25 protein-coding genes are annotated in these 24,684 nt (G+C 60.5%); 16 read left to right on the top strand and 9 right to left on the bottom strand.

The window, feature by feature from the left end:
* Position 1: 1 nt before the first annotated feature.
* From SynNOUM97013_RS09400 to SynNOUM97013_RS09385, 4 genes are all read left to right on the top strand, one after another.
* On the top strand, positions 2-1,807 hold the full coding sequence (locus tag SynNOUM97013_RS09400) for a penicillin-binding protein 2 (protein ID WP_186479502.1): 1,806 nt from the start codon (positions 2-4) through the stop codon (positions 1,805-1,807).
* 93 nt (positions 1,808-1,900) lie between these two features.
* Entirely contained in the window at positions 1,901-3,073 is a 1,173-nt protein-coding gene (locus SynNOUM97013_RS09395; RefSeq protein WP_186479501.1) for a transaldolase, read from the top strand.
* A 24-nt stretch (positions 3,074-3,097) separates the two neighbouring features.
* Positions 3,098-3,484, top strand: coding sequence for a Crp/Fnr family transcriptional regulator (locus SynNOUM97013_RS09390; RefSeq protein ID WP_186479500.1), 387 nt, complete (start codon positions 3,098-3,100; stop codon positions 3,482-3,484).
* A 51-nt stretch (positions 3,485-3,535) separates the two neighbouring features.
* A complete protein-coding gene (locus SynNOUM97013_RS09385) occupies positions 3,536-5,008 on the top strand; it encodes a deoxyribodipyrimidine photo-lyase (RefSeq protein WP_186479499.1) in 1,473 nt (490 codons plus the stop codon).
* On the opposite strand, the gene SynNOUM97013_RS09380 is transcribed toward SynNOUM97013_RS09385, so the two are convergent.
* From SynNOUM97013_RS09380 to pyrH, 3 genes are read right to left on the bottom strand one after another with little or no spacing between them, the layout of a single operon-like run.
* Positions 5,005-6,150 carry an NAD(P)/FAD-dependent oxidoreductase gene (locus tag SynNOUM97013_RS09380; RefSeq protein ID WP_186479498.1) on the bottom strand — a complete coding sequence of 382 codons (1,146 nt, stop codon included), beginning with the start codon at positions 6,148-6,150 and terminating at the stop codon, positions 5,005-5,007. The genes SynNOUM97013_RS09385 and SynNOUM97013_RS09380 overlap by 4 nt on opposite strands.
* The gene (gene frr, locus SynNOUM97013_RS09375; RefSeq protein ID WP_186479497.1) at positions 6,147-6,695 is read right to left on the bottom strand and encodes a ribosome recycling factor; all 549 of its coding nucleotides are present in this window, start codon (positions 6,693-6,695) and stop codon (positions 6,147-6,149) included. Before frr ends, SynNOUM97013_RS09380 begins: the two co-directional genes overlap by 4 nt.
* A gap of 8 nt (positions 6,696-6,703) precedes the next feature.
* Complete coding sequence (gene pyrH, locus SynNOUM97013_RS09370) at positions 6,704-7,411, bottom strand: UMP kinase (RefSeq protein WP_186479496.1); 708 nt, start codon at positions 7,409-7,411, stop codon at positions 6,704-6,706.
* 102 nt (positions 7,412-7,513) lie between these two features.
* Between pyrH and SynNOUM97013_RS09365 the strand changes: the two genes are divergently transcribed.
* Complete coding sequence (locus tag SynNOUM97013_RS09365; protein WP_186481556.1) at positions 7,514-7,699, top strand: hypothetical protein; 186 nt, start codon at positions 7,514-7,516, stop codon at positions 7,697-7,699.
* A gap of 15 nt (positions 7,700-7,714) precedes the next feature.
* Here the strand turns inward: SynNOUM97013_RS09365 and cobO are convergent, their stop codons facing one another.
* From cobO to SynNOUM97013_RS09350, 3 genes are all read right to left on the bottom strand, one after another.
* A complete protein-coding gene (gene cobO, locus SynNOUM97013_RS09360; RefSeq protein WP_186479495.1) occupies positions 7,715-8,380 on the bottom strand; it encodes a cob(I)yrinic acid a,c-diamide adenosyltransferase in 666 nt (221 codons plus the stop codon).
* The gene (locus tag SynNOUM97013_RS09355) at positions 8,377-9,024 is read right to left on the bottom strand and encodes a class I SAM-dependent methyltransferase (RefSeq protein WP_186479494.1); all 648 of its coding nucleotides are present in this window, start codon (positions 9,022-9,024) and stop codon (positions 8,377-8,379) included. The genes cobO and SynNOUM97013_RS09355 overlap by 4 nt, the downstream gene beginning before the upstream one ends.
* A 91-nt stretch (positions 9,025-9,115) precedes the next feature.
* Positions 9,116-10,306, bottom strand: coding sequence for a site-specific integrase (locus SynNOUM97013_RS09350; protein ID WP_186479493.1), 1,191 nt, complete (start codon positions 10,304-10,306; stop codon positions 9,116-9,118).
* Positions 10,307-10,377: 71 nt separating this feature from the next.
* Between SynNOUM97013_RS09350 and hemH the strand changes: the two genes are divergently transcribed.
* Genes hemH through SynNOUM97013_RS09320 form a run of 6 tightly spaced genes read left to right on the top strand, consistent with a single transcriptional unit; the run spans position 10,378 to position 17,004 of the window.
* Positions 10,378-11,553 carry a ferrochelatase gene (hemH, locus tag SynNOUM97013_RS09345; protein WP_186479492.1) on the top strand — a complete coding sequence of 392 codons (1,176 nt, stop codon included), beginning with the start codon at positions 10,378-10,380 and terminating at the stop codon, positions 11,551-11,553.
* Between the two features lie 60 nt (positions 11,554-11,613).
* Entirely contained in the window at positions 11,614-13,425 is a 1,812-nt protein-coding gene (gene ilvB / locus SynNOUM97013_RS09340; RefSeq protein WP_186479491.1) for a biosynthetic-type acetolactate synthase large subunit, read from the top strand.
* Positions 13,422-13,781, top strand: a complete 360-nt coding sequence (locus tag SynNOUM97013_RS09335) for a nuclease (protein WP_186479490.1) — start codon at positions 13,422-13,424, stop codon at positions 13,779-13,781. Before ilvB ends, SynNOUM97013_RS09335 begins: the two co-directional genes overlap by 4 nt.
* 1 nt (position 13,782) lies before the next feature.
* Positions 13,783-14,007 (top strand): GIVxVP protein, encoded by a 225-nt coding sequence (locus SynNOUM97013_RS09330; protein ID WP_186479489.1) that lies wholly within the window; start codon positions 13,783-13,785, stop codon positions 14,005-14,007.
* Positions 14,008-14,032: 25 nt separating this feature from the next.
* Positions 14,033-15,289: an ABC transporter substrate-binding protein gene (locus tag SynNOUM97013_RS09325; RefSeq protein WP_186479488.1), complete on the top strand. Its 1,257-nt coding sequence runs from the start codon at positions 14,033-14,035 to the stop codon at positions 15,287-15,289.
* A 32-nt stretch (positions 15,290-15,321) separates the two neighbouring features.
* Positions 15,322-17,004, top strand: a complete 1,683-nt coding sequence (locus tag SynNOUM97013_RS09320; protein WP_186479487.1) for an NAD(P)/FAD-dependent oxidoreductase — start codon at positions 15,322-15,324, stop codon at positions 17,002-17,004.
* On the opposite strand, the gene pgeF is transcribed toward SynNOUM97013_RS09320, so the two are convergent.
* From pgeF to SynNOUM97013_RS09305, 3 genes are read right to left on the bottom strand one after another with little or no spacing between them, the layout of a single operon-like run.
* Positions 16,990-17,832: a peptidoglycan editing factor PgeF gene (gene pgeF, locus SynNOUM97013_RS09315; RefSeq protein ID WP_186479486.1), complete on the bottom strand. Its 843-nt coding sequence runs from the start codon at positions 17,830-17,832 to the stop codon at positions 16,990-16,992. The genes SynNOUM97013_RS09320 and pgeF overlap by 15 nt on opposite strands.
* Positions 17,829-18,743: a Tab2/Atab2 family RNA-binding protein gene (locus SynNOUM97013_RS09310; protein WP_186479485.1), complete on the bottom strand. Its 915-nt coding sequence runs from the start codon at positions 18,741-18,743 to the stop codon at positions 17,829-17,831. The genes pgeF and SynNOUM97013_RS09310 overlap by 4 nt, the downstream gene beginning before the upstream one ends.
* Positions 18,740-20,047, bottom strand: a complete 1,308-nt coding sequence (locus SynNOUM97013_RS09305) for a S1 RNA-binding domain-containing protein (RefSeq protein WP_186479484.1) — start codon at positions 20,045-20,047, stop codon at positions 18,740-18,742. The genes SynNOUM97013_RS09310 and SynNOUM97013_RS09305 overlap by 4 nt, the downstream gene beginning before the upstream one ends.
* Positions 20,048-20,098: 51 nt before the next feature.
* Between SynNOUM97013_RS09305 and SynNOUM97013_RS09300 the strand changes: the two genes are divergently transcribed.
* The 5 genes from SynNOUM97013_RS09300 to SynNOUM97013_RS09280 all read left to right on the top strand — a co-directional run bounded on the left by SynNOUM97013_RS09300 (position 20,099) and on the right by SynNOUM97013_RS09280 (position 24,677).
* Positions 20,099-20,932: a creatininase family protein gene (locus tag SynNOUM97013_RS09300; protein ID WP_186479483.1), complete on the top strand. Its 834-nt coding sequence runs from the start codon at positions 20,099-20,101 to the stop codon at positions 20,930-20,932.
* Between the two features lie 74 nt (positions 20,933-21,006).
* On the top strand, positions 21,007-21,738 hold the full coding sequence (locus tag SynNOUM97013_RS09295) for an aldehyde oxygenase (deformylating) (protein ID WP_186479482.1): 732 nt from the start codon (positions 21,007-21,009) through the stop codon (positions 21,736-21,738).
* Between the two features lie 156 nt (positions 21,739-21,894).
* On the top strand, positions 21,895-22,935 hold the full coding sequence (locus tag SynNOUM97013_RS09290) for a long-chain acyl-[acyl-carrier-protein] reductase (protein WP_186479481.1): 1,041 nt from the start codon (positions 21,895-21,897) through the stop codon (positions 22,933-22,935).
* 20 nt (positions 22,936-22,955) lie between these two features.
* On the top strand, positions 22,956-23,945 hold the full coding sequence (locus SynNOUM97013_RS09285; protein WP_186479480.1) for an acetyl-CoA carboxylase carboxyltransferase subunit alpha: 990 nt from the start codon (positions 22,956-22,958) through the stop codon (positions 23,943-23,945).
* 24 nt (positions 23,946-23,969) lie between these two features.
* Positions 23,970-24,677: an SDR family oxidoreductase gene (locus SynNOUM97013_RS09280; RefSeq protein WP_186479479.1), complete on the top strand. Its 708-nt coding sequence runs from the start codon at positions 23,970-23,972 to the stop codon at positions 24,675-24,677.
* Positions 24,678-24,684: the final 7 nt, after the last annotated feature.

Genomic DNA, 24,684 nt, shown 5'->3' with positions numbered 1-24,684 from the left:
GATGGGCCGCACCGATCAGTCTCGCCGCACTCCCGGTCAACGCTCACGCAGGCGTGTGGTTCCGCTCGAGCCGGTTCCACCGGGTCGCATGCGTTCGGTGTTTGCCCTGTTGTGTCTGGGCTTGGTCGGGCTGATGGGGCGGATGGCCTGGTTGCAGGTCTTTCAGGCCACTGAACTGGAAGCCCGGGCGCGGTCGGTGCAGACGCAGCGCACCCAACCGCTTGGAACCCGGCGACCGATCGTCGACCGCACTGGCCGACTGGTGGCCCTTGATGAGGAGCGCTATCGCCTTTGGCTGCATCCCCGCTACTTCAACCTGCCAGGCGATGAACCGACCTTGATCCGGCCGCCAGCCGATGTGGCGGCCCGCCTCGCACCACTACTTCCCATGTCAGAGGAGGCGATCCTGCAGCGTATGGGTGATCGCCCATCAGGGATCAAGCTGATGGACGGTCTCGATCCGGAGACTGCCACCACGATCAGGGCAGAAGGCATCAGCGGTGTTGATCTCGAGTCGTATCCCCATCGGGTCTACCCCCAGGGCGAACTGTTTGCGAATGTCGTCGGTTTTCTGAATCAGGATCGTGAACCGCAGGCCGGTCTCGAACAGAGCCGTCATCAGGATCTGCAGCGCCACGAACAGGCGCGCAGTCTGCGTCGTGGCGCCGATGGAACTCCGTTGCCGGACAACCTCGATGCAGGTGTGTTCTTTGGGGATGACCTGAGGCTTCAACTCACTCTGGATGCCCGTCTTCAGGCTGTCGCGGCCAAGGCTCTTGCTGATCAGGTCAAGACCTGGAAGGCCCAGAAGGGTGTCGCGATCGTGATGGACGTCACCAATGGTGAGTTGCTGGCGCTGGCTTCAGTGCCCACGTACGACCCCAACAGCTACTGGAGTTTCCCGCCAGCTCGTTTCCGTGAGTGGTCTGTGCAGGATCTCTACGAGCCTGGCTCCACCTTTAAGCCGATCAACCTGGCCTTAGCGCTTCAGGAGGGCGCCATTCAGTCATCGGGTCGTGTTGATGACAATGGTTCGGTCACCATTGGCGGTTGGCCGATCAACAACCACGACCGCCGAGCCAATGGTCTGATCGATTACGCCACTGTTCTTCAGGTGTCCAGCAACGTGGGCATGGTCAAGGCCATGGCCAATCTTCCATCGTCCACCTACTGGGATTGGATGAGTCGACTCGGCTTGGATGCAAGGCCAGATACGGATCTTCCCGGAGCGGTCGCCGGACAGATCAAGACGAAAGATCAGTTCACCTCACAACCGATTGAACCTGCCACGGCATCCTTTGGTCAGGGCTTTTCGCTCACGCCGTTGAAGTTGGTGCAGCTTCATGCGTTATTGGCGAATGGGGGACGTCTGGTCAGTCCGCACATCACCCGGGGGCTGAGAGCGGGTGATGCCCTTGCACCTCCTGGATCCCGGCAGGGAAAGCCATTGTTGGACCCTGAAGTCACCGAAACGGTGCTCGCCTGGATGGAGTCGGTTGTTGAGCAGGGCAGTGGCCAAGGGGTGAAAACCCCTGGCTACCGGATCGGTGGAAAGACAGGGACGGCGCAAAAGGCGCTCAATGGTGTGTACGTGCCAGGGGCTCTGATCTGCAGTTTTGTGGCCACCCTTCCCGTCGAAGATCCTCGCTATGTGGTGTTGGTGGTGGTTGATGAGCCGAAAGGAGACAACGCCTACGGCTCAACTGTGGCTCTTCCTGTGGCCAAATCGATCATTGATGGATTGCTGGTGATCGAGAAGATTCCACCCAGCAGTGCCTCCAGGTCGATACCAACCAAGGCCGGTTGATGCACTCGGACTGCGCATTAATTCAACAGAAAATCTGCCGATGCCAGCACAAATAATCGTCTCTACGTTACGGAGATCAAGCCCTTCAACGTCATGGCCACTCTTCTAGAGCAGCTGTCCGAAATGACCGTCGTGGTGGCGGACACCGGTGATCTCGAGGCGATCCGTAAGTTCACTCCCCGCGATGCCACCACCAATCCGTCGCTGATTCTTGCAGCGGCTCAGATACCCGCCTATCAGGGCCTGATTGATGAAGCCCTGCGCTCCTCACGCCATCTGATGGGTGAAAACGCGCCTGTTGAGCAGGTCGTGCGTGAAGCCCTCGATGAAATCAGTGTGATCTTCGGAAAGGAGATCCTCAAGATCGTGCCGGGTCGGGTGTCCACAGAGGTGGATGCCCGGTTGAGCTTCGACACCGAAGCCACTATTGAGAAAGGCCGCAAACTGATTCGCCTCTACAACGATGCGGGCATCAGCAACGACCGCGTGCTGATCAAGATTGCCTCCACTTGGGAAGGGATCAAAGCAGCTGAAGTGCTTGAGAAAGAAGGCATCCACTGCAACCTCACGTTGCTGTTCGGTTTCGGGCAGGCCGTGGCCTGTGCTGAGGCCGGTGTCACCCTGATTTCTCCCTTCGTGGGGCGCATCCTCGATTGGTACAAGGCCGAAACCGGGCGCGATTCCTACCCAGGTCCGGAGGATCCTGGGGTTCTGTCTGTGACCAGGATTTTTAACTATTTCAAGGCTTACGGCTACAACACCGAAGTGATGGGAGCCAGCTTCCGCAACATCGATGAAATCACTGAGCTGGCCGGTTGTGATCTGCTCACGATCTCACCCAAGCTGCTGGATCAGCTGCGGTCCAGCGATGCGGCACTCACCCGCAAGCTCGATGCTGACAACCCCGCTGGCGGTGAAGCTCAGATTCATGTTGATGCTGAGTCGTTCCAAACGATGATGGCCGCGGATCGCATGGCCACTGACAAGTTGTCGGAAGGAATCAAAGGCTTCAGTAAAGCGATCGAAACCCTTGAAAGCATGCTGGCCCATCGTCTGGCTGAACTCGAGGGTGGCCAGGCGTTCGGCCATGCCGTGCAGGAAATCTTTCTGCTCAATGACATGAACGGTGATGGATCCATCACGCGGGATGAATGGCTGGGCAGTGACGCCGTCTTCGACGCACTGGACCTTGACCACGATGGACTTCTGTCACAGGAGGACGTGCGCCGAGGTTTTGGTGCTGCACTCTCACTGACAACGGCTTGACGGTCCCTTGATTGCCCTTCTCCCGTGAATGCTCTCGACACCATGCGTGCGCTTGCTCAGACGAGCGAGGTTCGCAGCGTCAGGGCGGGTGACATCATCTTTCGTGCCGATGATCCAGGCTCCTCCATGTTCGGGGTGCTGGAGGGCACCGTGCGGTTGTCCTGGACCAACGACAACGGTCAACAGGGCTATGAGGTGATTGAGGCTGGGAATGTCTTTGGTGCCGGTGCCCTGGTGATGGACGGTCACCGACGTCTGAGCACAGCTCAGGCGGAAAATGATTGCCGTCTCATCGAGATGAATCGCGACAAATTTTTGTTTGCTGTGCAGGAAGCCCCGATGTTTGCCATTGAGTTGTTGGCATCGGTGGATGAACGACTTCGCGATCTCAAAATCACCTCTCAGCTCTGATTTCAGGCTGTTTAGGGTCGAATCCACGACGGCCTGAATGCTTCGCCCCCGATGCCCCTCCAGCTGGTCTGGTTCAAACGTGATCTGCGATGGGTGGATCACCAACCCTTGATCCAGGCTCTGGAGCGTGGCCCTGTGCTTCCTCTCTACATCGTGGAGCCGGAGTATTGGCGGCAACCCGATGCTTCAGGTCGGCAGTGGGCCTTCTGCAGAGAAGCGCTCATTGATCTGCGTGAGGGGTTGGCCGCCCTGGGGCAGCCGCTGGTGGTGCGCTGTGGTGGCGCGGTGGAGGTGCTGGAACGCGCCCGTCTTCAGTTGGGTGTTGAGGCCGTTTGGAGCCATGAGGAGACTGGCAACGATTGGACCTATGCCCGTGATCGGCGTGTGGCTGCCTGGGCCAAGGAGCAGGGAATCCCCTGGCATGAAATCCCTCAGTTCGGTGTGACCCGACGCATGCGCTCTCGCAGGGGATGGGCCCAGCGTTGGGAGGCCCGGATGGGGGAGTCACTGACGCCATCGCCCATCTCTCTGACACCTCTTTCTGCGGTGTCCCCTGGAGACCTGCCGGATGCAACGGCCCTCGCACTCCCAGCGGACCCTTGCCCCCATCGACAAGCCGGTGGTCGGCAACAGGGGCTGAGGGAACTGGAGGATTTCATCCAGCATCGGGTGCAGCGCTACTGCAGCTCCATCTCAAGCCCGAACCGGGCATTCACAGGATGTTCCCGCCTGTCGGCCTATCTCACTTGGGGGTGCCTGTCGATGCGGGAGGTGTTGCAGTGCAGTCGGGAGGTGTCTGGCCGCGGCGCGAGCAGCTTTGGATCTCGCCTGCACTGGCATTGTCATTTCATCCAGAAGCTGGAAGATCAACCAACGATCGAATGGCAGGATTTTCACCCGTTCATGCGCGGCATCCGCCCTTCAGATCCTGAGCGGTTGGCGGCCTGGGCGGAGGGGCGCACTGGGGTGCCTTTTGTGGATGCCTGCATGCGTGCGTTGCGAGCCCACGGCTGGATCAACTTCCGCATGCGGGCCATGCTGATGTCGTTCGCCAGCTACAACCTCTGGCTCCCTTGGCGCGAAAGCGGATTGCACCTCGCCCGTCAGTTCGTCGATTACGAACCGGGAATTCACTGGAGCCAGTGCCAGATGCAGTCGGGCAGCACCTCCATCAACACCATCAGGATCTACAACCCGATCAAGCAGGGGCTCGACCACGACCCGGACGGTGTATTCATCCGCCGCTGGTGTCCGGAATTGGCCGATGTTCCCGCTGTGCATCTGCATGAGCCTTGGGGACTCGGTGGTTCCATGCCACCTCCGATCGTGGATTGCGCTCAGTCAGCCAGGGAGGCCAAAGACCGCATCTTCGCCATTCGACGTTCTGCTGGCTTCGATCGTCATGCGGATGCCATTCAGCGACGTCATGGGTCGAGGCGCGCAGGTCTGCCCTCGACATCCAGGCGCCGTTCGCGACGTCAGGTCGACGATCCGAACGCGCAGCAACTCGCGCTTGAGCTTTAACTGCGCTTCAGCAGCAGACGTTTGATCACACGCTGGGCAATATCGCCGTACCCCATCTCACCGGACAGGATCTGGGCGATTCTCTGGGGAGCTGTGGGACGTTTGATGCCCAGTTGATAGCCCACCCCTGGAAAGCGGTAGAACACCTGGGCAATCCGTCGGCCCCAGGCCATCGACTCGCCCCACCGATGTCGCATGGCTCGGCTGTAACCACGAAGATCTGCCTGGTTGCCGCGGAGCCACTGGTCGAGGTGTCGGGCCGCTTCGCAACCGCTCATCAAGGCGGGTCGCAAACCTTCGGCAAGAAAGGGGTCACAAAGGGATGCCGCATCGCCGACCACGACGATTCCATCGCCATCAATGCGGTGGTGGCCGTTCCACACCCGCAACTGGCCGCGCTGGCGAATTCCAGCATCAGGGGCAAAACCGAGGTCGGGCAAGAGCTTTGCCAGCACTTTCTCTGGGTCGGCATCCTGGCGCCCGATGAAGCTGCCCACCCCGATGTTTACGCCACCAGCGACGGGAAAGGCCCAGGCGAACCCTTGTTTCACCAGGCCGAATTCGAAGCGGGTGGTGCCATCAGCGAGATAGCCTTGCCCTTCGAGTCGTACTGACATGGTGGTGGCGGTCTGCACCTGTTTGGCTCCCAGCCCGAGACGTTGCGGCCAGGGTGAGGAAGAACCGTCAGCGATCACCACGGCTTTGGAGCACCAGCGCCGACCGTCGCTGGCTTTGACCTCCCAGAGCTCTCGGTTGCGGGCGACATCATCAACAGTCACACCATCGATGCGTTCAGCTCCGGCCTGGCAGGCCTGTTCGGCCAGTAGCTGATCCAGCTTTTCCCGCCGGACAATCCAGAAGGGTGCATCCCCCGGCAGTTCTGCCACGACCGGGTCGCCAAGGCACCAGCTGAAATCAACTCTTCGGATCACCTGCTCGACCGCAGGTTCCAGAGAGAATGGAAACCACTGCTGCACGGAGGCGGCCATCCCGCCGCCACAGGGTTTGATCCGCGTGGTGTGATCCTTCTCAAGCAGAAGGATGTCGTGGCCGGCGGCGGCGAGGTGGGCTGCTGCTGCTCCGCCGGCGGCACCGGATCCGACGATGATGACATCGCGGATCCGTTGATCAGAACCGTTCAAACCTTGAGGATGTCAGCTTCCTTGTCGGCGAGGTGCTTCTCCAGCTCAGCGATGAACGTGTCGAGCACTTTCTGCACGGCGTCCTGCTCGTCGCGGCTCTGATCCTCACTGAAATCGCCGTCTTTTTCCTGCTTTTTGATCTTGTCGATCGCATCGCGACGGAGATTGCGAAGCGCCACCTTGCCTTCTTCGGCGTATTTGGAGGCCAGCTTGCAGAACTCCTTACGACGTTCCTCCGTGAGCGGCGGCACATTGATCCGGATCACCTTGCCGTCGTTGTTGGGTGTGAAACCCAGTTCACTCATGGCAATGGCCTTTTCGATCGAGGCCAAGGCGCTGATGTCGAAGGGCTGGATCTGGATGGTCTGGGAGTCCGGCGTTGACAGCGTCGCCAGTGATTTCAGGGGGGTATCGGCTCCGTAGTACTCAACGCTGATGCGATCCAACAGGGAGGCGTTGGCTCGTCCGGTGCGGATCGTGTTGAAGTTGCGCTGGGTGGCTTCCACCGACTTGCGCATGCTGGATTCGAGCTCGGGATTTGACATGACGTTGATTAGTTGCTGATGCGAGAACCGATGGGTTCGCCCGCGACGGCTCGGCCGATGTTGCCGGCTTCAAACAGATTGAAGACCACGATTGGGATGTTGTTGTCCTTGCAGAGGGCGATAGCCGTGCTGTCCATCACCGCCAGTTCTCCACTCAGCACCTGCTGGAACGTCAGCTGGTCGTAGCGCACCGCATCGGCATGTTTTTCAGGGTCCTTGTCGTAAACCCCATCCACTTTCGTGGCTTTGAACACGACATCGGCACTGATCTCGGCAGCGCGCAGGGCCGCTGTGGTGTCGGTGGTGAAGAAAGGATTGCCGCAGCCGGCCCCGAACACCACAACCCTGCCTTTCTCCAGATGGCGGATGGCTTTCCTGCGGATGTAAGGCTCCGCCACCTCCTGCATGCCGATGGCTGTCTGAACGCGGGTCGGGACGCCTGCCTGCTCCAAGCCATCCTGCAGCGTGATGGCATTCATCACAGTGGCCAGCATTCCCACGTAGTCGGCAGTGGCCCGATCCATTCCGGCTGCCGATCCCTTGAGGCCGCGGAAGATGTTGCCCCCGCCGACCACGATGGCCAGCTGCGTGCCGCCTTCGATCACTTTGGCGACATCAGAGGCAATGGACTGAACGATGGCTGGGTCAATCCCGTAGCCCTGGTCCCCCATCAGCGCTTCACCGCTGAGTTTCAGGAGTGCGCGCGCGTAGCCCATTCAGTCACCTGATCCTGCTGACAGTAGCAACAGGGATCAGACGGTCACAGCACTGGCGCGGAGCCGTCTTTGCCGCTTGCATGGGGCAACGACGTGAATGCGATGTCTGAGGAAATCGGTGGACGCAGTTCCGTGATGGCTCGCCTCACCCTTTCAGCTCTGGACAAGGCCAGTCAGGATCCTTCCTGCTGGCGGGATCCAGTGGTGCATCGTGCGTTGTTGGTGAGTGGGCTTTCGGTGCTGACCGCTGCTTCAGGGCTGCTTCGTCATGACCTAGAGCAGTCCTGATCGCAGGTCAGCCCACTAGAACTCGATGCCTGCTTGAGCTTTCACACCCTGTTCACGGAAGGGGTGGTGCACAAGCGTCATTTCGGTGACCAGATCTGCTGCTTCGATCAGGTCCTTGGGTGCACCACGACCGGTCACTGCTACATGGCACAGCTCAGGACGCTCTCGCAAGCCAGCGATCACGGTGTCGGCCTCGATGTAACCCAGCTTGAGTGCCACGTTCAGTTCATCGAGAAGCACCAGTTTCACGTTGCCGTCGCGCAGATAGCCCAGAGCGGTTTGCCAGGCCTCGCCGACCAGCTGTTGATCACGCTGTCGGTCCTGGGTCTCCCAGGTGAATCCCTCCCCCAGGGCATGCCAAGACACTTGGTCGCCGAAGGCTTGCAGTGCCCGCGCTTCACCCGGCTCCCAGCCTCCCTTGATGAACTGGACGATTGCCACCCGTTCGCCATGACCCAGGGTGCGCAGTATCAAACCAAGCCCTGCGGTTGTTTTGCCTTTTCCCTGGCCGGTGAACACGAGAATCAATCCCTTTTCCTTGTTGCGTTCCTCCACTCGCTGACGCTGCACTTCTTGGCGACGCTCCATGCGTTTGCGGTAGCCGCTGTCATCGGTCTCTGGAGCGAGCTTGCCCCCCATGCCCAGTTCTGCGGCGGCCTGATCAAGGTTGTTGTTGGTCATGGCGTGAAGGCTGTGGTGGGACGGGTTGCGGTGATGCGCTGCAGGGCGTTTCCCGCCAGCAGTTCCTGGTTGATGTCAGTGAAACCGAGCGTCTTCAGCTGACTCGGCAGGTCATCTTCGAGCATGGCAATGGCCGTGTCCGTTTCAAACAGCGCGCAGAACAGTTGCTGTGGCAGGCGAAGCAAGGGGCCGGCGGGATGCAGATCCACCAGCACCAGCCAGCCACCCGGGCGCAGCAATTTCAGACATTGCTTCAGCACCTGAGCCCGTTCCGTCCGGGGAAATTCGTGCAAGGCCACACTCATCTGGATGGCATCAAAGCTGGCCTCCTGCAGCGGAGGTTCTTCAGCAAGACCCTCCACCCGCTTGAGACCTGGATGCCGTTGCGCGGCCAATGACAGCGCCAAGGGTGAGATGTCCAGTCCGGTCACCTGGAAACCTGCTTTCAGCCACGGTGCCGCTGCTTCACCGCTCCCGCAGCAGAGATCGAGAACGTCGGCCTTGGGGGTCAGTTTGGGCTGCAGCGCGTCGAGCCCCAGAGCCCGCAGGCGCTCTACGCCTCCGACGCTGAGGGATGACACGGCCGTAACGGTGTCGTAGATCCAGCGGTATTGGTAGGCCAGCGGTCTCAGGAAGGATGTCATCAGCACCAGTGACAGAGCGGGTTGCTGCGTTCAACAACCACTCCCATCCTGGCGGCCACGGCTGGGGCTCGCTTGGCCCGTCGGCTTGCCCTCAGGCCTGATGACGAGCCAGCGCTGCATCCACGGCTTGCTGCTGATCCCGGCGGGTAATCCAGTGGTGGTACGTGCGGGTGTGGATTGCCACCGAGTGCCCCATCATCCGAGCGGACACCGTGTCGGGCAGCCCGATGTGGATCGTGCGGACGGCCCAGGCATGGCGGAGGTCGTAGGGAGTGAGCGGCAGCTCATAGCGCCGAAACTGCTCGCTCACACGGCGTCCCACCTGTTGAAGCGTGGTTCGGCGCAGATCCGTGCTGATGCATGGCAAAGCATCCGAGGCGTTGCCCAGCCTTGTGAGATCGAAGCGCTCCACCCACTCGGGATGAAAGGGCCACACCTGATGTTCACCGGTTTTGGTTGTCGGGAGCACGCGGATCACTCGGTCGCCACCGCTGCCGAGGGCGCTGAGGTCGCAGAAAAACACCTCGTGGTTGCGGAGGCCATAGGTCGCCATTAGTCCATAGGCCAGCCGCCAACGCGGGTTCGGAATTCTCAGCAGCGATTCCAGGATCAGGCTGTCGCTCGGAAGCTGACGAAACCGGGCGCGATGCAAGCCATAGCCCGCGGCTTCCGCTCGCCAGTCATCTGGCAGGTCGATGTTGAGATGTTTGGCCAGGCTTGCAAGGGCTGTGCTGCATTGCTGACGACTGCGACTGCCATCGGGATAGCTGTGCAGCGCTTTCATCAGCAAATCGCTGCTGATCCCTTCTGCGTCCTGGCTGGCCAGGCTTCTGAGCCTGCGCAAATAGGGGTTGTAAGCCCCCGCCCAGGTCGTGCGACTGCCGGAGGGGGAGCGTCGTCGGCGTGGATCGGCGAAAAATGCCGCACGGAACGCTTCGATCTGATCGTTCATCGGAACCTCCCCTCGACGGTCCGACAGGGCCGTTGTCGGCGTCGCGCTGTGTGTTGCGGCATTCCATTGCTCCCAACGGAACTGGTCGCGCTTCAACTGCCCGTCGATCACCCGGGCGATTTGTTCGGCTTCCAGCAGCCCTTGTGCATCGGCTGCAACGCCCAGGCTCAGGCGTTGCACGGATCGTCGCTCAGGCGCACGACGACCTGGTAGTGAACCGCGCAGGTTCAGGCGCATCCCGCGCCGTTCAATCCTCAGCCCCACGCCCGATGCAGCCAGCGAAGCATTCGCGTTTCCTTTTGCTACTTCGAACGCGTCGCTTTGTTCCATCCTTTCGTTCAGGCCTGGCCCACCATGCCTTTGATGGGGGTTACTCTCAACCCCTGAAATCGGTTTCGGACATGTCTCGGGTCGGTGTCGTGCTGCTCAATCTCGGTGGGCCTGAGCGCATTCAGGATGTCGGTCCTTTTCTCTTCAATCTGTTTGCAGATCCGGAGATCATCCGACTGCCGATCCCAGCGCTGCAGAAGCCGCTGGCCTGGTTGATCAGCACGCTGCGAAGCGGTAAATCCCAGGAGGCCTATCGCTCCATCGGCGGTGGTTCACCGTTGCGACGAATCACCGAGCAGCAGGCCCGCGAACTGCAGAGCCTGCTTCGCCAACGGGGAATCGAGGCCACGAGTTATGTGGCCATGCGCTACTGGCATCCCTTCACAGAATCTGCTGTTTCCGACATCAAGGCGGATGGGATGGATGAGGTGGTGGTGTTGCCTCTCTACCCCCACTTTTCTATCAGCACCAGTGGATCCAGTTTCCGAGAGCTGCAGCGCTTGCGCCAAGGCGACAGCAGTTTTGAAAAGCTGCCGATCCGCTGCATTCGCAGTTGGTTCGACCATCCCGGGTATGTCCAGGCCATGGCCGAGTTGATTGCTGAGGAGGTTCGCAACAGCGACGACCCCAACCAGGCCCATGTGTTCTTCAGTGCTCACGGGGTTCCGAAAAGCTATGTGGAGGAGGCTGGTGACCCTTATCAGCAGGAGATCGAGGCCTGCACTGGCCTGATCATGAAGAAGCTCGAAGAGCTGATGGGGCATGGCAATCCCCATACGCTGGCTTACCAGAGCCGCGTGGGTCCGGTGGAGTGGCTTAAGCCCTATACCGAGGAAGCACTCGAAGAACTCGGCAAAGCCAAAACCAACGATCTGGTGGTGGTGCCGATCAGTTTCGTGAGTGAGCACATCGAAACTCTCGAGGAAATCGACATCGAGTACCGCGAGCTGGCCACCGAGGCTGGTGTCGTCAATTTTCGGCGGGTGCGCGCCCTCGACACCTATCCCGCTTTCATCGAAGGCCTCGCCGATCTTGTGGAAACCAGCCTCCAGGGACCAGAGGTAAGCCTTGATGCTGCGGCTGAACTGCCTACCAAGGTGAAGCTCTATCCCCAGGAGAAGTGGGAATGGGGGTGGAACAACAGCTCCGAAGTGTGGAATGGCCGTCTGGCCATGCTGGGTTTCTCGGCTTTCCTGTTGGAACTGATCAGTGGTCAGGGTCCTCTGCATGCCCTGGGTCTGCTCTGATCGCCTTCACGACGGCGTATGGCCACCTAACGTGGAGGGTCAGTTCTCCGTGACAACGCTGTGACGCTGACCTCCGCTCCAAAAGCCGATGCAGCGTCAGGCAGTGGTGGCAGCCGGCGCATGACCGGGGCCCAGGCCCTGATGGATGCACTGCGTCGCCATGGGGTGGAGACGATCTTCGGCTACCCGGGTGGCGCCATCCTGCCGATTTATGACGCGCTGCATGTCGCCGAGAGCGAAGGCTGGCTGCGTCACTACCTCGTGCGTCATGAGCAAGGCGGAACGCACGCTGCTGACGCCTACGCCCGCGCCACGGGACGTGTCGGCGTCTGTTTTGGAACATCCGGGCCCGGTGCCACCAATCTGGTGACGGGAATCGCCACCGCTCAGATGGATTCCGTGCCGATGGTGGTGATCACCGGACAGGTGCCGCGAACGGCCATCGGTACCGATGCATTCCAGGAAACCGACATCTTCGGCATCACCCTTCCGATTGTGAAGCACTCCTGGGTGGTGCGTAATCCTGCTGATCTCGCTTCGGTCGTTGCCCAGGCGTTTCATATCGCGGCTTCAGGCCGCCCAGGGCCGGTTCTGATCGATATCCCCAAGGATGTGGGTCAGGAGGAATTCGACTATGTGCCAGTGGAGCCAGGCTCCGTGGTGCCAGCAGGGTTCGCCTCCACACCGTCGCCTGATCCCCAGTCGATCGAGGCGGCACTCGACCTGATCGCCGAGTCGGATCGCCCTCTGCTTTATGTGGGGGGTGGTGCAATCGCCGCGTCAGCGCACGACAGCATTCGCCTGTTGGCAGAGCGCTATCAAATCCCTGTCACCACAACCCTCATGGGCAAGGGGGCATTTGATGAGAACCATGCTCTGGCTCTGGGCATGCTGGGGATGCATGGCACGGCTTATGCCAACTTCGCCGTCACCGACTGCGACCTTCTCATCGCGGTCGGCGCTCGCTTTGACGACCGGGTCACCGGCAAGCTCGACACCTTCGCCCCCCGGGCCCGGGTGATCCATTTCGAGATCGATCCCGCTGAAATCGGCAAGAACCGTCGTCCTGAAGTCGCCGTGCTCGGTGATGTGGGAGCCAGCTTGTCGGCCATGGTCGATCTCAGCCTGCGGCGTTCCCCTGAACCCCGCACGGCCAACTGGCTGGAACGCATCCGGGAATGGAAGCAGCGTTACCCACTGACGGTTCCGCCTGCAGAGGGCGCCATCTATCCCCAAGAGGTGTTGATGGCCGTTCGTGATCTGGCTCCTGGCGCGATCGCCACCACCGATGTGGGTCAGCATCAGATGTGGGCCGCCCAGTATCTGCGCAATGGGCCTCGCGGCTGGATCAGCAGTGCTGGTCTGGGCACCATGGGATTCGGCGTGCCTGCGGCGCTTGGTGCCCAGGTGGCATGCCCCGATCGTCAGGTGGTCTGCATTGCTGGCGATGCCAGCGTGCTTATGAACATCCAGGAACTAGGAACCCTGGCTCAGTACCGCTTGCCGGTGAAGGTGGTGGTCGTCAACAACCAATGGCAGGGGATGGTGCGTCAGTGGCAGGAAAGCTTCTATGAGGAGCGCTACTCCGCTTCGGATATGCACAACGGAATGCCTGATTTTCAGGCTCTGGCCCAGGCATTCGGAGTGGAGGGAATGACGATTGTTGATCGTGCGGACCTGCACAGCGGGCTGGAGAAGGCCTTCGCGTCTCCCAATCCGACCCTGATTGATGTGCGCGTGCGCCGTGGTGAGAACTGCTATCCCATGGTTCCGCCCGGCTGCAGCAACGCACAGATGGTCGGTCTGCCCGCCCATCCGGAGCTGGCCTTCCAGGATCTTGGATCCTCGTCCTCCAGCGTTGCAGGCCAGTGAGACTCCGTTTTCTGTTCGGTGTGATCCTCGGCTTGACGCTGTTGCTGGTTCAACCGCTCGAATCCCTTGCGGCCGAGGTGCTACAGGTGCGTTCCGCCACGTTGCTGCAGGTCGGTGACCGCAATCGCAACTACACGGTTCAACTGGCTTGTGTGGATGTGGCTGTCGATGATCAGCAACGCGCTCAAGACTGGCTGCGCGCAGAACTGCCCCGCCGCCGTCGCGTCAACCTTCGCCCCGAAGGCTCCTCTGAAGGCGTGCTCATTGCCCGGGTGACGCCTCTGGGTGATGAACTGGATCTTGGAGCAGCCCTGATCCAGGAGGGTTTGGCTCAATCCACCTGTTCCGAATCCTGAGATGGCGCGCAATCGCATTGCATCCGGGGTTGTCATGGTCCCGTGCGTGCTTCTGGGATCAGCGTTTTTGAGCACAGCCTTCTGGGCTGATGCCGCATCGGACAACCGTTCATTGGCCCTCACGATCGGTGGCCTGCTGCTGTCTGCTGGTCTGCTGGCCTTGGTGTTTCAAGGTGGCTCCACCGATTCTGTGACAAACACAGACGAACCCGATCAGTCTCCTTAGCTTTCGAGAATCAGGTTCCGACGCCATGGACCCCAACCCTGAGGCTGAATCCAGGGTCAGCAGCAACGAAGAATCAGATTCCGCGGTTGGAGCTGATCCAGCTGGGTTCATCCGCCGTCTTCCCACTCAGGTGTTGCGTTCTGCCGCAGTGATTGCGGCGACGATGATCGGTTGTCAGGCGCTGGCTGCCAGTTCCACATCACCATCGGCTGTGGTCGGGTTGTTGCCGGATGGGCTGTCAGGAGCGAAGGCGTCGTTTCTGAGTGGCTTCCAGCTCGGCCAAGAGGAGGCAAGGGACTGCGGTGTGGATCCGGTGGCCGTTGATTGGCAGACCTTCAAGAGCGATCAAGGAGTTCCGTTGTCGACCGGGCCGGAGACAGCACTGCTGGTGGCCCCGTTTGCTGCCGACCTGCGTGGGTTCTCCTCCCTGGCACAGGACCAGAAGCTGGGTGTGGTGCTCCCTTATCAACGCGGTGAGTCGCTGGCCAGCCTGGTCGAACTGGATCCTGAGGGCCGCCTCCATCCCGTGCTGAGCCCTCTTCAGGACGACCTCGAGCAGCTGGCTTCCGATGCCCTTGCTCAGGGATGGAAACGGGTGATGGTGGTGGCAGATCCCTCCGATCGCAGTGCCGATCAGGCAGAGGATTTTGTGGAGATGTACCAGCGGCTGGGAGGCCGGGTGGAGTCCTTTGAGGACCCCCTGGTGCAAACGGTGGATCCGGAGAATCCTGTGGCTCTGGAGCGTTTGTTTCAGGATCTGACCTGGAAAGGTCCGGATGCCCTTGTGTTGGCGACTTCTCCTGAAAGTCCCCTGGCGCTGCAGCTGGCGGATGCGCAGGCGAAGGGCGCCCTGGGCGTCACACCCACGGCCCGCGCCTGGGTCTGGATGCTGCCGTCACATCGTGTCCAGGATCTGCCGATGCGTTCCTGGAAACAGCTCGTCTTGGAGCAGCCGGCCCATGGTCCAGCCTGGTCTGGATTTCAGGAGCGTTTCCTGGCCGAACGCGGTCAGACCCCTGACCTGCTGGCGGCCTCCGGTTATGACACCGCTCGCATGCTCACCCTTGCGTCGTTGGCCCCATCACCTGTGTCAGTGGAGGGCACCCGACATCCCTTGGCTTGGCTTGACCCTGATCAGGAGCCGGCGTCCCTTTGTGATGCGGTTGCGGCTCGCCTCAGTGGTGACTCGGTGCGGCTGATGGGTGCCGCCAGTGATCTCAGTCAGCGCCCTGGACAAGCGCCTTCCGGTGAGGCTTCCACCCGGCTGATGTCCGGCCGGTAAGGTTTTCTGAGGGGTCCGATGGGAGATAGCGCGTGCTGCGCATCAGCGAGCTACGGCTTGATCTTGATCACACGGATGAAGATCTGGAGCAGGCAGTACTCCGCTGTCTGCGCGTTCCCCGTGAGCGGCTGATTTCACAACATCTGGTGAAACGGAGCATTGATGCCCGTCGCCGCGATCGCATCCGTTTGATCTACAGCGTGGATGTGAACGTGCGCGGCGAGAAGGCACTGTTGCGCCGCCGTGCTTCAGACCGTCGCATCCGCCTGGCGCCGGATGAGCGCTATCGCTTTGTGGCCCGCGCTTCATCGCTCCAGGACGGTGAAGATCCAGCGCGTCCTGTGGTGATCGGTGCCGGTCCCTGCGGTTATTTCGCAGCGCTGTTGCTCGCCCAGATGGGTTTTCGACCGCTGCTGCTGGAACGGGGACAACCCGTCAAACAGCGCAGCCTCGACACGTTCGGCTTCTGGAGGCGGACCTCAGACTTCCAGCCGGAATCCAATGCTCAGTTCGGCGAAGGGGGTGCCGGCACCTTCTCCGACGGCAAGCTGTACAGCCAGGTCAGTGACCCGGTCCATTACGGACGGAAGGTGCTCGAGGAACTGGTGGAGTGCGGTGCCAATCGCGAAATCCTCACCCTGCATCGGCCTCACATCGGCACGTTCAAGCTGGCAACGGTCGTGCGGGGCCTGCGGGCCAAGATCGAAGCCCTAGGGGGGGAGGTGCGCTTCGGAGCGCGTGTGGATCGTCTGCTCCTGGAGCCTTCGACCTCTGATCTTGGCAAGCCCTGGCGAATTCGGGCTCTGCAGATGGCCGATGGCAGTGAGCTTGCCTGCGCCCAGGTGGTGCTCGCCCCTGGTCATTCGGCTCGCGATACGTTCGCCATGCTTGAGGAGACGGGGGTGGCGCTTGAACGGAAGCCGTTTGCCATCGGCGTGCGCATCGAGCATCCGCAGTCGTTGATTGATCGGGCCCGTTGGGGCGATTGTGCAGGTCATCCTCTTCTGGGCGCTGCCGAATACAAACTGGTGCATCACGCCAGCAATGGCCGTTGCGTCTACAGCTTCTGCATGTGCCCCGGTGGCTTCGTGGTCGGTGCCACCTCGGAACCGGGCCGTGTGGTCACCAATGGCATGAGCCAGCATTCCCGCAATGAGCGCAATGCCAACAGCGGGTTGGTGATGCCTGTATTGGATGCCGATCTGATTCCCCATGAACGGTGGTCAGGAGATCCGCTGGCCGGTCTGGCCTTTCAACGGGAACTGGAATCCAACGCGTTCAGGCTTGGGGGCGAGGATTACAGCGCACCGGTGCAGCGGCTCGAAGACTTCGTGGCCGCTCGTCCTTCGACACGGCTTGGCTCCGTCGAACCTTCGTACCAGCCCGGGGTGACGCCGTCTGATCTGGCTGATCTGCTCCCCGAAGCGATGGTGGAGGCCCTGCGCGAGGCACTGCCTGCCTTCGATAACAAGATGTCGGGTTATGCCCATCCCGATGCTGTGTTGACGGGAGTTGAAACGCGAACCTCTTCGCCGCTGCGCATCCCGAGGGATGCGCAGTTGGAGTCGCTCAATGTGTCTGGACTCACCCCTGCCGGTGAAGGTGCTGGCTTCGCCGGTGGAATTCTGTCTGCTGCGATTGATGGCATTCGGGCAGCCGAAGCAGTGGCCTTGCGTCTTCTCGCAACGAAGGCCGCTGCATCAGCTGAGCGTTGACTCCGCGGCCTGGCCAACGATGCCGCTCCATTGCACGGCTTTCACCTGATCCCTGCGCCAGGAATGAAACAGGTTTGGTTCACTCAGCGTGCATAACGGACACGTGGCGATCTTGCTGTCCTCCAAGCCGGCATGCTGCAGCTGCAGCCTGGCGGCTGCTCGGATGTCGAGGCGGCAGTGGCCATCCTTTGGATCGGGACTGACGACCTCCATGGTTTCCAGGTCAGCGATTGTGCGGGGGGTTCCGTCCAGTGAGGCGCCGACTTCAAGCGCCACGTTTTCGTCCACCTGGTAGTGCTGCCCATTGATGGCAGGACCCAGGGCCACCAAGAGCGACTCGCGGCGTGCACCTCGTTGTTCCAGCTTCAGGATCGCTTCATTCAGGATGCGACGGGCGACTCCGCGCCAGCCGGCATGGCAGGCCGCGGCATGACCGCTGACTGGATCCGCCAGAAGCACCGGGGTGCAGTCGGCTCCGCACACCCAGAGGCTCTGGCCGCCGCGATCACTCACCACACCATCGGCCTCCGGCCAGGGCGCACCGGTTGTTGCTGAAGCCTCCAGCACAACAGATCCGTGCACCTGCTGGGGGCGATGCACACTCACTCCGGCAGAGAGATACCCGGCCAGTTCGTCAGGACCGCGACCATGCCAGCGCCGGGTGAAGAATCCATGTTCAAAACCAGCTTCCTGCAAGTGATTGGCCTGCAGGTAATAGCCGCCATAACAACCGATCCAGCTCCACCCCTGGAGGGTGTTGAACCGGCTGTCAGGTCGATCGAATGGATCGTCGCCCAAGTCAGCATGCGCCCCGTGCAGGGGGCTCATGGCTCAGGTTGATCCCGCAACATCCAGAAGCCCTCGAACCTTTCGCTGTCTGGTGCGCTCTGGATGGCGATGAACTGCAGTCCCTGCACGTCCTTGCAGGACTGCTTCAGGGCTTCATCGATCTGTCCGGCTTCCTGCGGAGCTAGATCACTCACCAGCCAGGAATCATCCTGACCGGCGTCGAGGATCAGCTGATTAGCAGTGACGCGCAGTCGCACAGGCTCAAGACCGCCAAGCCATCCCGCCAGGGCCAGGGCCCGGGTGCGACTGAACAGCCGTAATCCGGGAACTTGCTGGTTCAGATCAAGAGCCGAAGGCACCGGCAGCAGTCCGTTGAAGCCCATCGGCCACTCACCGGCGTCTTTCAGGCTTCCCAAGGGAAGGCCAGCCCAGCTCCAGGCATCACCCCGCACCGCTTCAGGTAGGGGAAGCGGAGGTGTTACGACCGGGGATGGAGGCGGTGCCAGTGGTCCGGCCATAAAGCCCTCCTCTTGCGGGTACACCGTTTTTTCCCGCTCTTCAAGCCAGTCCAACAAGGCATAGGTTCGTCGGCTGGACACCATCTCCAGCTTCAGTTCAGTGGCTGCTCGCTGCACCATCGTTCGCATGGCACTGCGCCAGGCCCGCAGACGTCGGGGTGCTTTCCAGCCCTCGTTTTCAGCCTGAGCAATCGCTTCACGCAGGGCAGCTGCCAGCCAGGTGGAATTCACCTCATTGGCAGGACAACGCTTGGCGAATCGGAAGCATTCTCTGTGGCTGATGTCGGGGGTGCTGATGATCAACAGCTCCCAGCGCTTCTTGCCGTCGGCTTCCAGGATCGGCCTGGAATAAAAATCCAGTTCCCAGTCCGCTTCGCGTGCGGACCCGGATTTGGCACCGGTATCACCGGCGGACTGCGGAGCTGTGATCATCCAGCTGACTGTTCCTGCTGCCTGAGGACGTTACGGGCTCTGTTGGCACGATCGGCCGCTTCGGCCATCACTGTGTCTTTCTCAACAAGCAGCTCACCGGGTTGATTCTCCAGAAGAGCCGTGTTGAGTGCGATCCGACCCCGGCCTGGATCGAGTTCGGTGATCAGGGCCTTCACGGCATCGCCGTGGTCAAACACTTCACGCAAGGACCGCAGGCTGCCTCCGGTGATCACCGATTGGTGCAGCAGTCCACTGATGCCACCGAGGTCAATGAACAACCCATAGGGCTTGATGGCAGCGACGTGGCCTTCCACCAGCTGACCGACTTCCAGTTCGGAGAAACGGGCAGCCGTGGCTGCGCGCTTCTCGGAGAGAACCAATTTGCGCGTTTCAGGGTTGACCTCAAGGAAGGCCACCCCAAGGGTTTTGCCCACCAGTGATTCATGGTTCTCGCCCTCTTGCAACTGAGAGCGGGGGATAAAGCCGCGCAAACCCTCGAGATCGCAGGTGACACCGCCGCGGTTGAAACCGGTCACCTTCACCTGCACCACCTTGCCTTCTTTCTCCAATTCGCGCACCTTGTCCCAGCTCTTGCGCAATGCCAGGGCACGACAGCTGATGGTGACCATGCCGTCTGCGTTCTGTTCGCGTGTCACCAGAACCTCGATTTCCAGCCCCTTCGGAAACCGTTCTTTCAGGTTGGTGATCACGCCGAGGCCACACTCGTTCTTGGGCATGAAGCCCGGTGCCTTGCCGCCGATGTCGACATACACACCGTCGCTTTCCATCCCAATCACGGTGCCGGTCACCACCTCTCCGGTGGTCCCCACCGGCTCATTAGCGTCCAAGGCCGCCAGAAATGCATCTTCGTCGAAATCGAAGTCGTCCACACTGCGGCTGACAGCGGCCGATGCAGCATTGGACGGTTTTGATTGACGGTTGGAGTCGGCAGGACCCAGCAGGTCCGCCATGGTCATGCCTGCCAGGTCGTCGTCATCCGGGTCCCTGAAGGGTGCTCCTGCGGCTGGGTCTGCTGGGGATTGGGGTGCCCTGGGGGCGGATGGTGCCTTGGGAGCCACAGCCTTGCCACCCTCTGCGGCCAGAGCAGCTTGTTCCAGCTCTTCGGCTCGCGCAGCGGCAGCATCAGCAGCCGCCCTGGCCTGTTCAGCCTCCTTGCGCAAGCGCTCCTGTTCCTCGCGCTTGCTGATGTGCATCACCTGCAGCGGTTTGCGGGGGGGTTGCGCCGAAGACGTGGCACCTTTGCCACCATCCGGGCGGGAAATCTGACGTTCTGTTCCGGCCATGGGACCCATCGTCCTTGGCAGGACAGTCTGACAGCAGGAGGTTGATTCAGGATGCAGTCCGGTGAAGTTCAAACAGCCAAACGGCTGCATTTCATGCCCTGGCCTGAGGCGGCCAAGGCCCTTCAACGCCAAGGTTCAACGGTGGTCTGGCCTTTTGGTGCCATGGAACAACATGGCCCCCAGTTGCCCTTAGCGACGGATGCGCTGTTCGCGGAGCGCATTCTTGATGCCGTCTTGGGGGAGCTCCCGAAGGACCTGCCGCTCTGGTCTCTCCCCCCACAGGCCATCGGTTTTTCCCCGGAACATCGCGGTTTTCCCGGCACCGTCAGCCTGAGTGCCGAGCTGCTGATCGCTCTGATCAAGCAGGTGGGTGGTCAGCTGGCTGAACAGGGGGTGAAGCGACTGGTGTTGTTCAACGCCCATGGCGGACAGATCGGGCTGCTGCAGGCCGCGGCGCGTGAACTGGCGGCCCAATCTCCATCCATGGCTGTGCTGCCCTGTTTCATTTGGAGCGGTGTCTCCGGGCTCAGTGATTTGCTGCCCGACCATGAACTGAAGCATGGCCTGCATGCAGGCCTGGCCGAGACCAGCTTGATGCTCGCGATGGAACCTTCGCTGGTGGCCAGTGAACGACCGGCAGACGGGGACCATTCGAGCGCTGCTGCCGCCTCAACGCCCCCAGAGGGCTGGAGTCTTGAGGGGCATGCGCCCATGGCGTGGTTCACGGCTGATCTCAGTGCATCCGGGGTCGTGGGTGACAGTCGCGATGCCGACATTGCCCTTGGCCGCCAGCTGCAAACGCAGCTCATCCGGCACTGGAAATCCCTGTTCACGCGTTTATTGGAGTCATCCTGGCCACCCCTTGCGGACCCCCGTCGTATCTGAGGATCACCAATCGGAACATCCATTGACGGTGGCACTGGTTACAGTCGGACCCATTGACTGTTGTGGAAAGATCCATGCCGACTCCCGTCAGCCCTGACGTCGCCGTCCTGGAGGAGCGGGATGAAGCAGCTCAGCAGCTGCCCGATTTCACGACTGAGGCCTACAAAGATGCCTACAGCCGGATCAACGCGATCGTGATCGAGGGCGAGCAGGAGGCTCACGACAATTACATCTCCCTCGGCACGTTGATTCCTGACCAGGCTGAGGAGCTGAAGCGCCTCGCACGGATGGAGATGAAGCACATGAAAGGCTTCACCTCCTGCGGTCGAAATTTGGGTGTTGAAGCCGATCTTCCGTTCGCCAAGGAATTCTTTGGTCCTTTGCACGGCAACTTTCAGACCGCTTTCAAGGAAGGCAAGGTTGTCACTTGCCTGCTGATTCAGGCCCTGCTGATCGAAGCGTTTGCGATTTCGGCGTATCACATCTACATCCCTGTCGCGGATCCCTTCGCCCGCAAGATCACAGAGGGTGTGGTTAAGGACGAATACACACATCTGAACTATGGCCAGGAGTGGCTCAAAGCCAACTTCGAGGCCAGCAAGGACGAGCTGATGGAGGCCAACAAGGCCAATCTCCCCTTGATTCGCTCCATGCTTGAGCAGGTGGCTGAAGATGCCGCTGTTCTCCACATGGAAAAGGAAGATCTGATCGAAGATTTCCTGATCGCTTATCAGGAAGCCCTTGGCGAAATCGGCTTCACCAGCCGTGACATTGCCCGGATGGCTGCAGCCGCTCTAGCGGTCTGATTTGCCGGGCGTTTCCAGCCTTGGATGCGCCGATCAGGTCCGGTTTTTTCACAGGCACGTTTTGCAGGACACGTGCCTTCGTGGGACCATGATCGATCAGCCCACCTTTGTGGTGAGGTTCTGTTCCATGCGTTCACGTACGACCGTCGGCGGTACATGTTTGGTCTGATCGGACACTCCACAAGCTTTGAAGCGGCGAGGCGGAAAGCTTCTGAGCTTGGGTTCGATCACATCGCCGAAGGCGATTTGGATGTGTGGTGCAGTGCTCCACCACAGCTGGTCGAGCATGTCGAGGTGACGAGCGCCACGGGGAAAACCATTGCTGGCGCCTACATCGATTCCTGTTTCGTGCCAGAAATGCTCAGCCGCTTCAAGACGGCGAGACGCAAGGTGCTTAATGCCATGGAGCTGGCCCAGAAGAAGGGCATCAACATCACAGCTCTGGGCGGCTTCACCTCCATCATTTTTGAAAATTTCAACCTGCTTCAACACCAGCATGTGCGCAGCACAACGCTGGAGTGGGAGCGTTTCACCACCGGCAACACCCATACGGCCTGGGTGATCAGCCGTCAGGTCGAGAACAATGCACCGCTGCTGGGCATCAATTTGGCTGAAGCCAAAGTTGCTGTGGTCGGTGCCACCGGTGACATCGGTAGTGCTGTTTGCCGCTGGCTAGCGAACCGCACGGGTGTGGGTGAGCTGCTCCTGGTTGCACGCCAGCAGCAGCCGCTCAAGGATTTGCAGGCCGAGCTCGGTGGCGGACGAATTCTCACCTTGGATGAAGCGCTCCCTGAAGCCGATGTGGTCGTCTGGGTGGCAAGCATGCCGCGCACTCTTGAGATTGATGCCGCGTCACTGCGCAAGCCCTGCCTGATGATCGACGGTGGCTATCCCAAGAATCTGGACGCCAAGGTCGCCAGTGAAGGTGTTCACGTGCTCAAGGGAGGCATCGTCGAATTCGGCACTGACATTGGCTGGACGATGATGGAAATCGCCGAAATGGAGAAACCTCAGCGCCAGATGTTTGCTTGCTTCGCTGAAGCGATGCTGCTCGAGTTCGAGGAGTGCCACACCAACTTCAGTTGGGGACGCAACAACATCACGCTTGAGAAGATGGATTTCATTGGGGAGGCTTCCGTCCGCCACGGTTTCTCCACCCTCAATCTCCAAGGGCAGCCTCAGGCTGTCACTGCCTGACCTTCGTTCCGCGTTCTCCTATGGCCAGACGCCCGCTGCTTGATTTCGAGAAGCCCCTGGTTGAGCTCGAACAGCAGATTGAGCAGATTCGTCAGCTGGCACGGGATTCCGAGGTGGATGTCAGCCAGCAGCTGCTTCAACTGGAAACCCTTGCCGCACGGCGTCGGGATGAGATCTTCCAGTCGCTGACACCCGCGCAGAAAATTCAGGTGGCGCGCCACCCGCATCGTCCCAGCACGCTGGATTTCATCCAGATGTTCTGTGACGACTGGGTCGAGTTGCATGGCGATCGCCGTGGCAGTGACGACCAGGCCCTGATCGGTGGGATTGGCCGTCTGGGAGACCGTTCCGTGCTGTTGATCGGCCATCAAAAGGGACGCGACACGAAGGAAAACGTGGCCCGCAATTTCGGGATGGCCACCCCTGGTGGCTACCGCAAGGCCCTGCGGCTGATGGAGCATGCCGATCGCTTTGGCCTACCAATTCTGGCCTTCATCGACACGCCGGGTGCCTATGCCGGACTTCTGGCTGAGGAGCAGGGACAAGGAGAGGCCATTGCCGTCAACCTGCGTGAAATGTTCCGGTTGCGTGTGCCGATCATCGCCACGGTGATCGGTGAAGGTGGCTCCGGTGGGGCGCTCGGAATCGGCGTGGCGGATCGATTGCTGATGTTCGAGCACAGTGTCTACACCGTGGCCAGCCCTGAAGCTTGCGCATCGATTCTCTGGCGGGATGCCGCTAAAGCCAGCGAGGCCGCGGCTGCACTCCGCATCACTGGTAAGGATCTGCTCAGCCTCGGTGTGGTGGATGAAGTGCTGGAGGAGCCTGCCGGTGGTAACAACTGGGCCCCTCTTGAGGCCGGTGAAACGCTGCGCGTCGCTTTGAACCGCCATCTCGACCATCTGCTGTCACTCTCGGCTGAAGAGCTGAAAGATCAGCGCTACCAGAAATTCCGAGCAATGGGGCGTTTTCTGGATGGGTCCTCGCCGGGGAGCGACTTCGCTGACTAGTGTGCTGCAGTTTGCACCGATTTCTTGCCCTCAGTCCTGATTACTGGTGCATCGCGTGGTATAGGCCATGCAGCAGCAAAATCATTTGCTGCTGCAGGCTGGGACCTGCTTCTGGTGTCCAGAAGTGAAGCGGCTCTGCAATCTTTGGCCTCCGAGCTGCGATCAGGTGGATCACGTGTGATTCATCAATCCATCGATTTCACTGATCCCTCGGCCATTGCGCCGGGCTTGGAAGTGCTGCTCAGCCAGGGGCTTCGCCCATCGGTGTTGATCAACAATGCTGGCGCGGCCTGGACTGGGGAGTTGCTGGAGATGCCTCTGGATCGCTGGAATTGGCTGATGCAGCTCAATCTCACCAGTGTGTTCCAAGTGTGTGCGGCTGTCGTTCCCTCAATGCGTCCTGCAGGGGGTTTGGTCATCAACGTCAGCAGTCATGCTGCTCGCAATGCCTTCCCCGGCTGGGGTGCTTACTGCACGGTAAAGGCTGCTCTGGCCAGTTTCACCCGTTGCCTCGCTGAGGAAGAGCGTTCCCACGGAATCCGTGCCTGCACGCTCACCCTTGGGGCTGTCGACACATCCCTCTGGGATTCACCCACAGTCAGCAGTGATTTCGACCGGCGTGCGATGCTGCCCGTCAATCAGGCCGCTGAAGCACTTCTTCATCTTGCTCAACAACCTGCCACACAGGTCGTTGAAGACCTCACTCTCATGCCAGCCACCGGCGCCTTTTGAATTCTGA

Source organism: Synechococcus sp. NOUM97013, from assembly GCF_014279815.1.
Classification (GTDB): domain Bacteria; phylum Cyanobacteriota; class Cyanobacteriia; order PCC-6307; family Cyanobiaceae; genus Synechococcus_C.
Note: the sequence above shows the minus strand (reverse complement) of the source record. Positions and strands in the feature narration are given on the sequence as shown.

What these genes read in the sequence shown, in the direction of transcription:
- hemH (WP_186479492.1), top strand. Translation starts at nt 10,378, where the DNA reads ATGTCTCGGGTCGGTGTCGTGCTGCTCAATCTCGGTGGGCCTGAGCGC.
- SynNOUM97013_RS09300 (WP_186479483.1), top strand. Translation starts at nt 20,099, where the DNA reads ATGCAGTCCGGTGAAGTTCAAACAGCCAAACGGCTGCATTTCATGCCC.
- SynNOUM97013_RS09290 (WP_186479481.1), top strand. Translation starts at nt 21,895, where the DNA reads ATGTTTGGTCTGATCGGACACTCCACAAGCTTTGAAGCGGCGAGGCGG.
- SynNOUM97013_RS09305 (WP_186479484.1), bottom strand. Translation starts at nt 20,047, where the DNA reads ATGGCCGGAACAGAACGTCAGATTTCCCGCCCGGATGGTGGCAAAGGT.
- cobO (WP_186479495.1), bottom strand. Translation starts at nt 8,380, where the DNA reads ATGACCAACAACAACCTTGATCAGGCCGCCGCAGAACTGGGCATGGGG.
- SynNOUM97013_RS09385 (WP_186479499.1), top strand. Translation starts at nt 3,536, where the DNA reads ATGCCCCTCCAGCTGGTCTGGTTCAAACGTGATCTGCGATGGGTGGAT.
- pgeF (WP_186479486.1), bottom strand. Translation starts at nt 17,832, where the DNA reads ATGAGCCCCCTGCACGGGGCGCATGCTGACTTGGGCGACGATCCATTC.
- SynNOUM97013_RS09285 (WP_186479480.1), top strand. Translation starts at nt 22,956, where the DNA reads ATGGCCAGACGCCCGCTGCTTGATTTCGAGAAGCCCCTGGTTGAGCTC.
- SynNOUM97013_RS09330 (WP_186479489.1), top strand. Translation starts at nt 13,783, where the DNA reads ATGGCGCGCAATCGCATTGCATCCGGGGTTGTCATGGTCCCGTGCGTG.
- SynNOUM97013_RS09395 (WP_186479501.1), top strand. Translation starts at nt 1,901, where the DNA reads ATGGCCACTCTTCTAGAGCAGCTGTCCGAAATGACCGTCGTGGTGGCG.
- SynNOUM97013_RS09350 (WP_186479493.1), bottom strand. Translation starts at nt 10,306, where the DNA reads ATGGAACAAAGCGACGCGTTCGAAGTAGCAAAAGGAAACGCGAATGCT.
- SynNOUM97013_RS09365 (WP_186481556.1), top strand. Translation starts at nt 7,514, where the DNA reads ATGTCTGAGGAAATCGGTGGACGCAGTTCCGTGATGGCTCGCCTCACC.
- SynNOUM97013_RS09295 (WP_186479482.1), top strand. Translation starts at nt 21,007, where the DNA reads ATGCCGACTCCCGTCAGCCCTGACGTCGCCGTCCTGGAGGAGCGGGAT.
- frr (WP_186479497.1), bottom strand. Translation starts at nt 6,695, where the DNA reads ATGTCAAATCCCGAGCTCGAATCCAGCATGCGCAAGTCGGTGGAAGCC.
- SynNOUM97013_RS09310 (WP_186479485.1), bottom strand. Translation starts at nt 18,743, where the DNA reads ATGATCACAGCTCCGCAGTCCGCCGGTGATACCGGTGCCAAATCCGGG.
- SynNOUM97013_RS09400 (WP_186479502.1), top strand. Translation starts at nt 2, where the DNA reads ATGGGCCGCACCGATCAGTCTCGCCGCACTCCCGGTCAACGCTCACGC.
- SynNOUM97013_RS09325 (WP_186479488.1), top strand. Translation starts at nt 14,033, where the DNA reads ATGGACCCCAACCCTGAGGCTGAATCCAGGGTCAGCAGCAACGAAGAA.
- pyrH (WP_186479496.1), bottom strand. Translation starts at nt 7,411, where the DNA reads ATGGGCTACGCGCGCGCACTCCTGAAACTCAGCGGTGAAGCGCTGATG.
- SynNOUM97013_RS09355 (WP_186479494.1), bottom strand. Translation starts at nt 9,024, where the DNA reads ATGACATCCTTCCTGAGACCGCTGGCCTACCAATACCGCTGGATCTAC.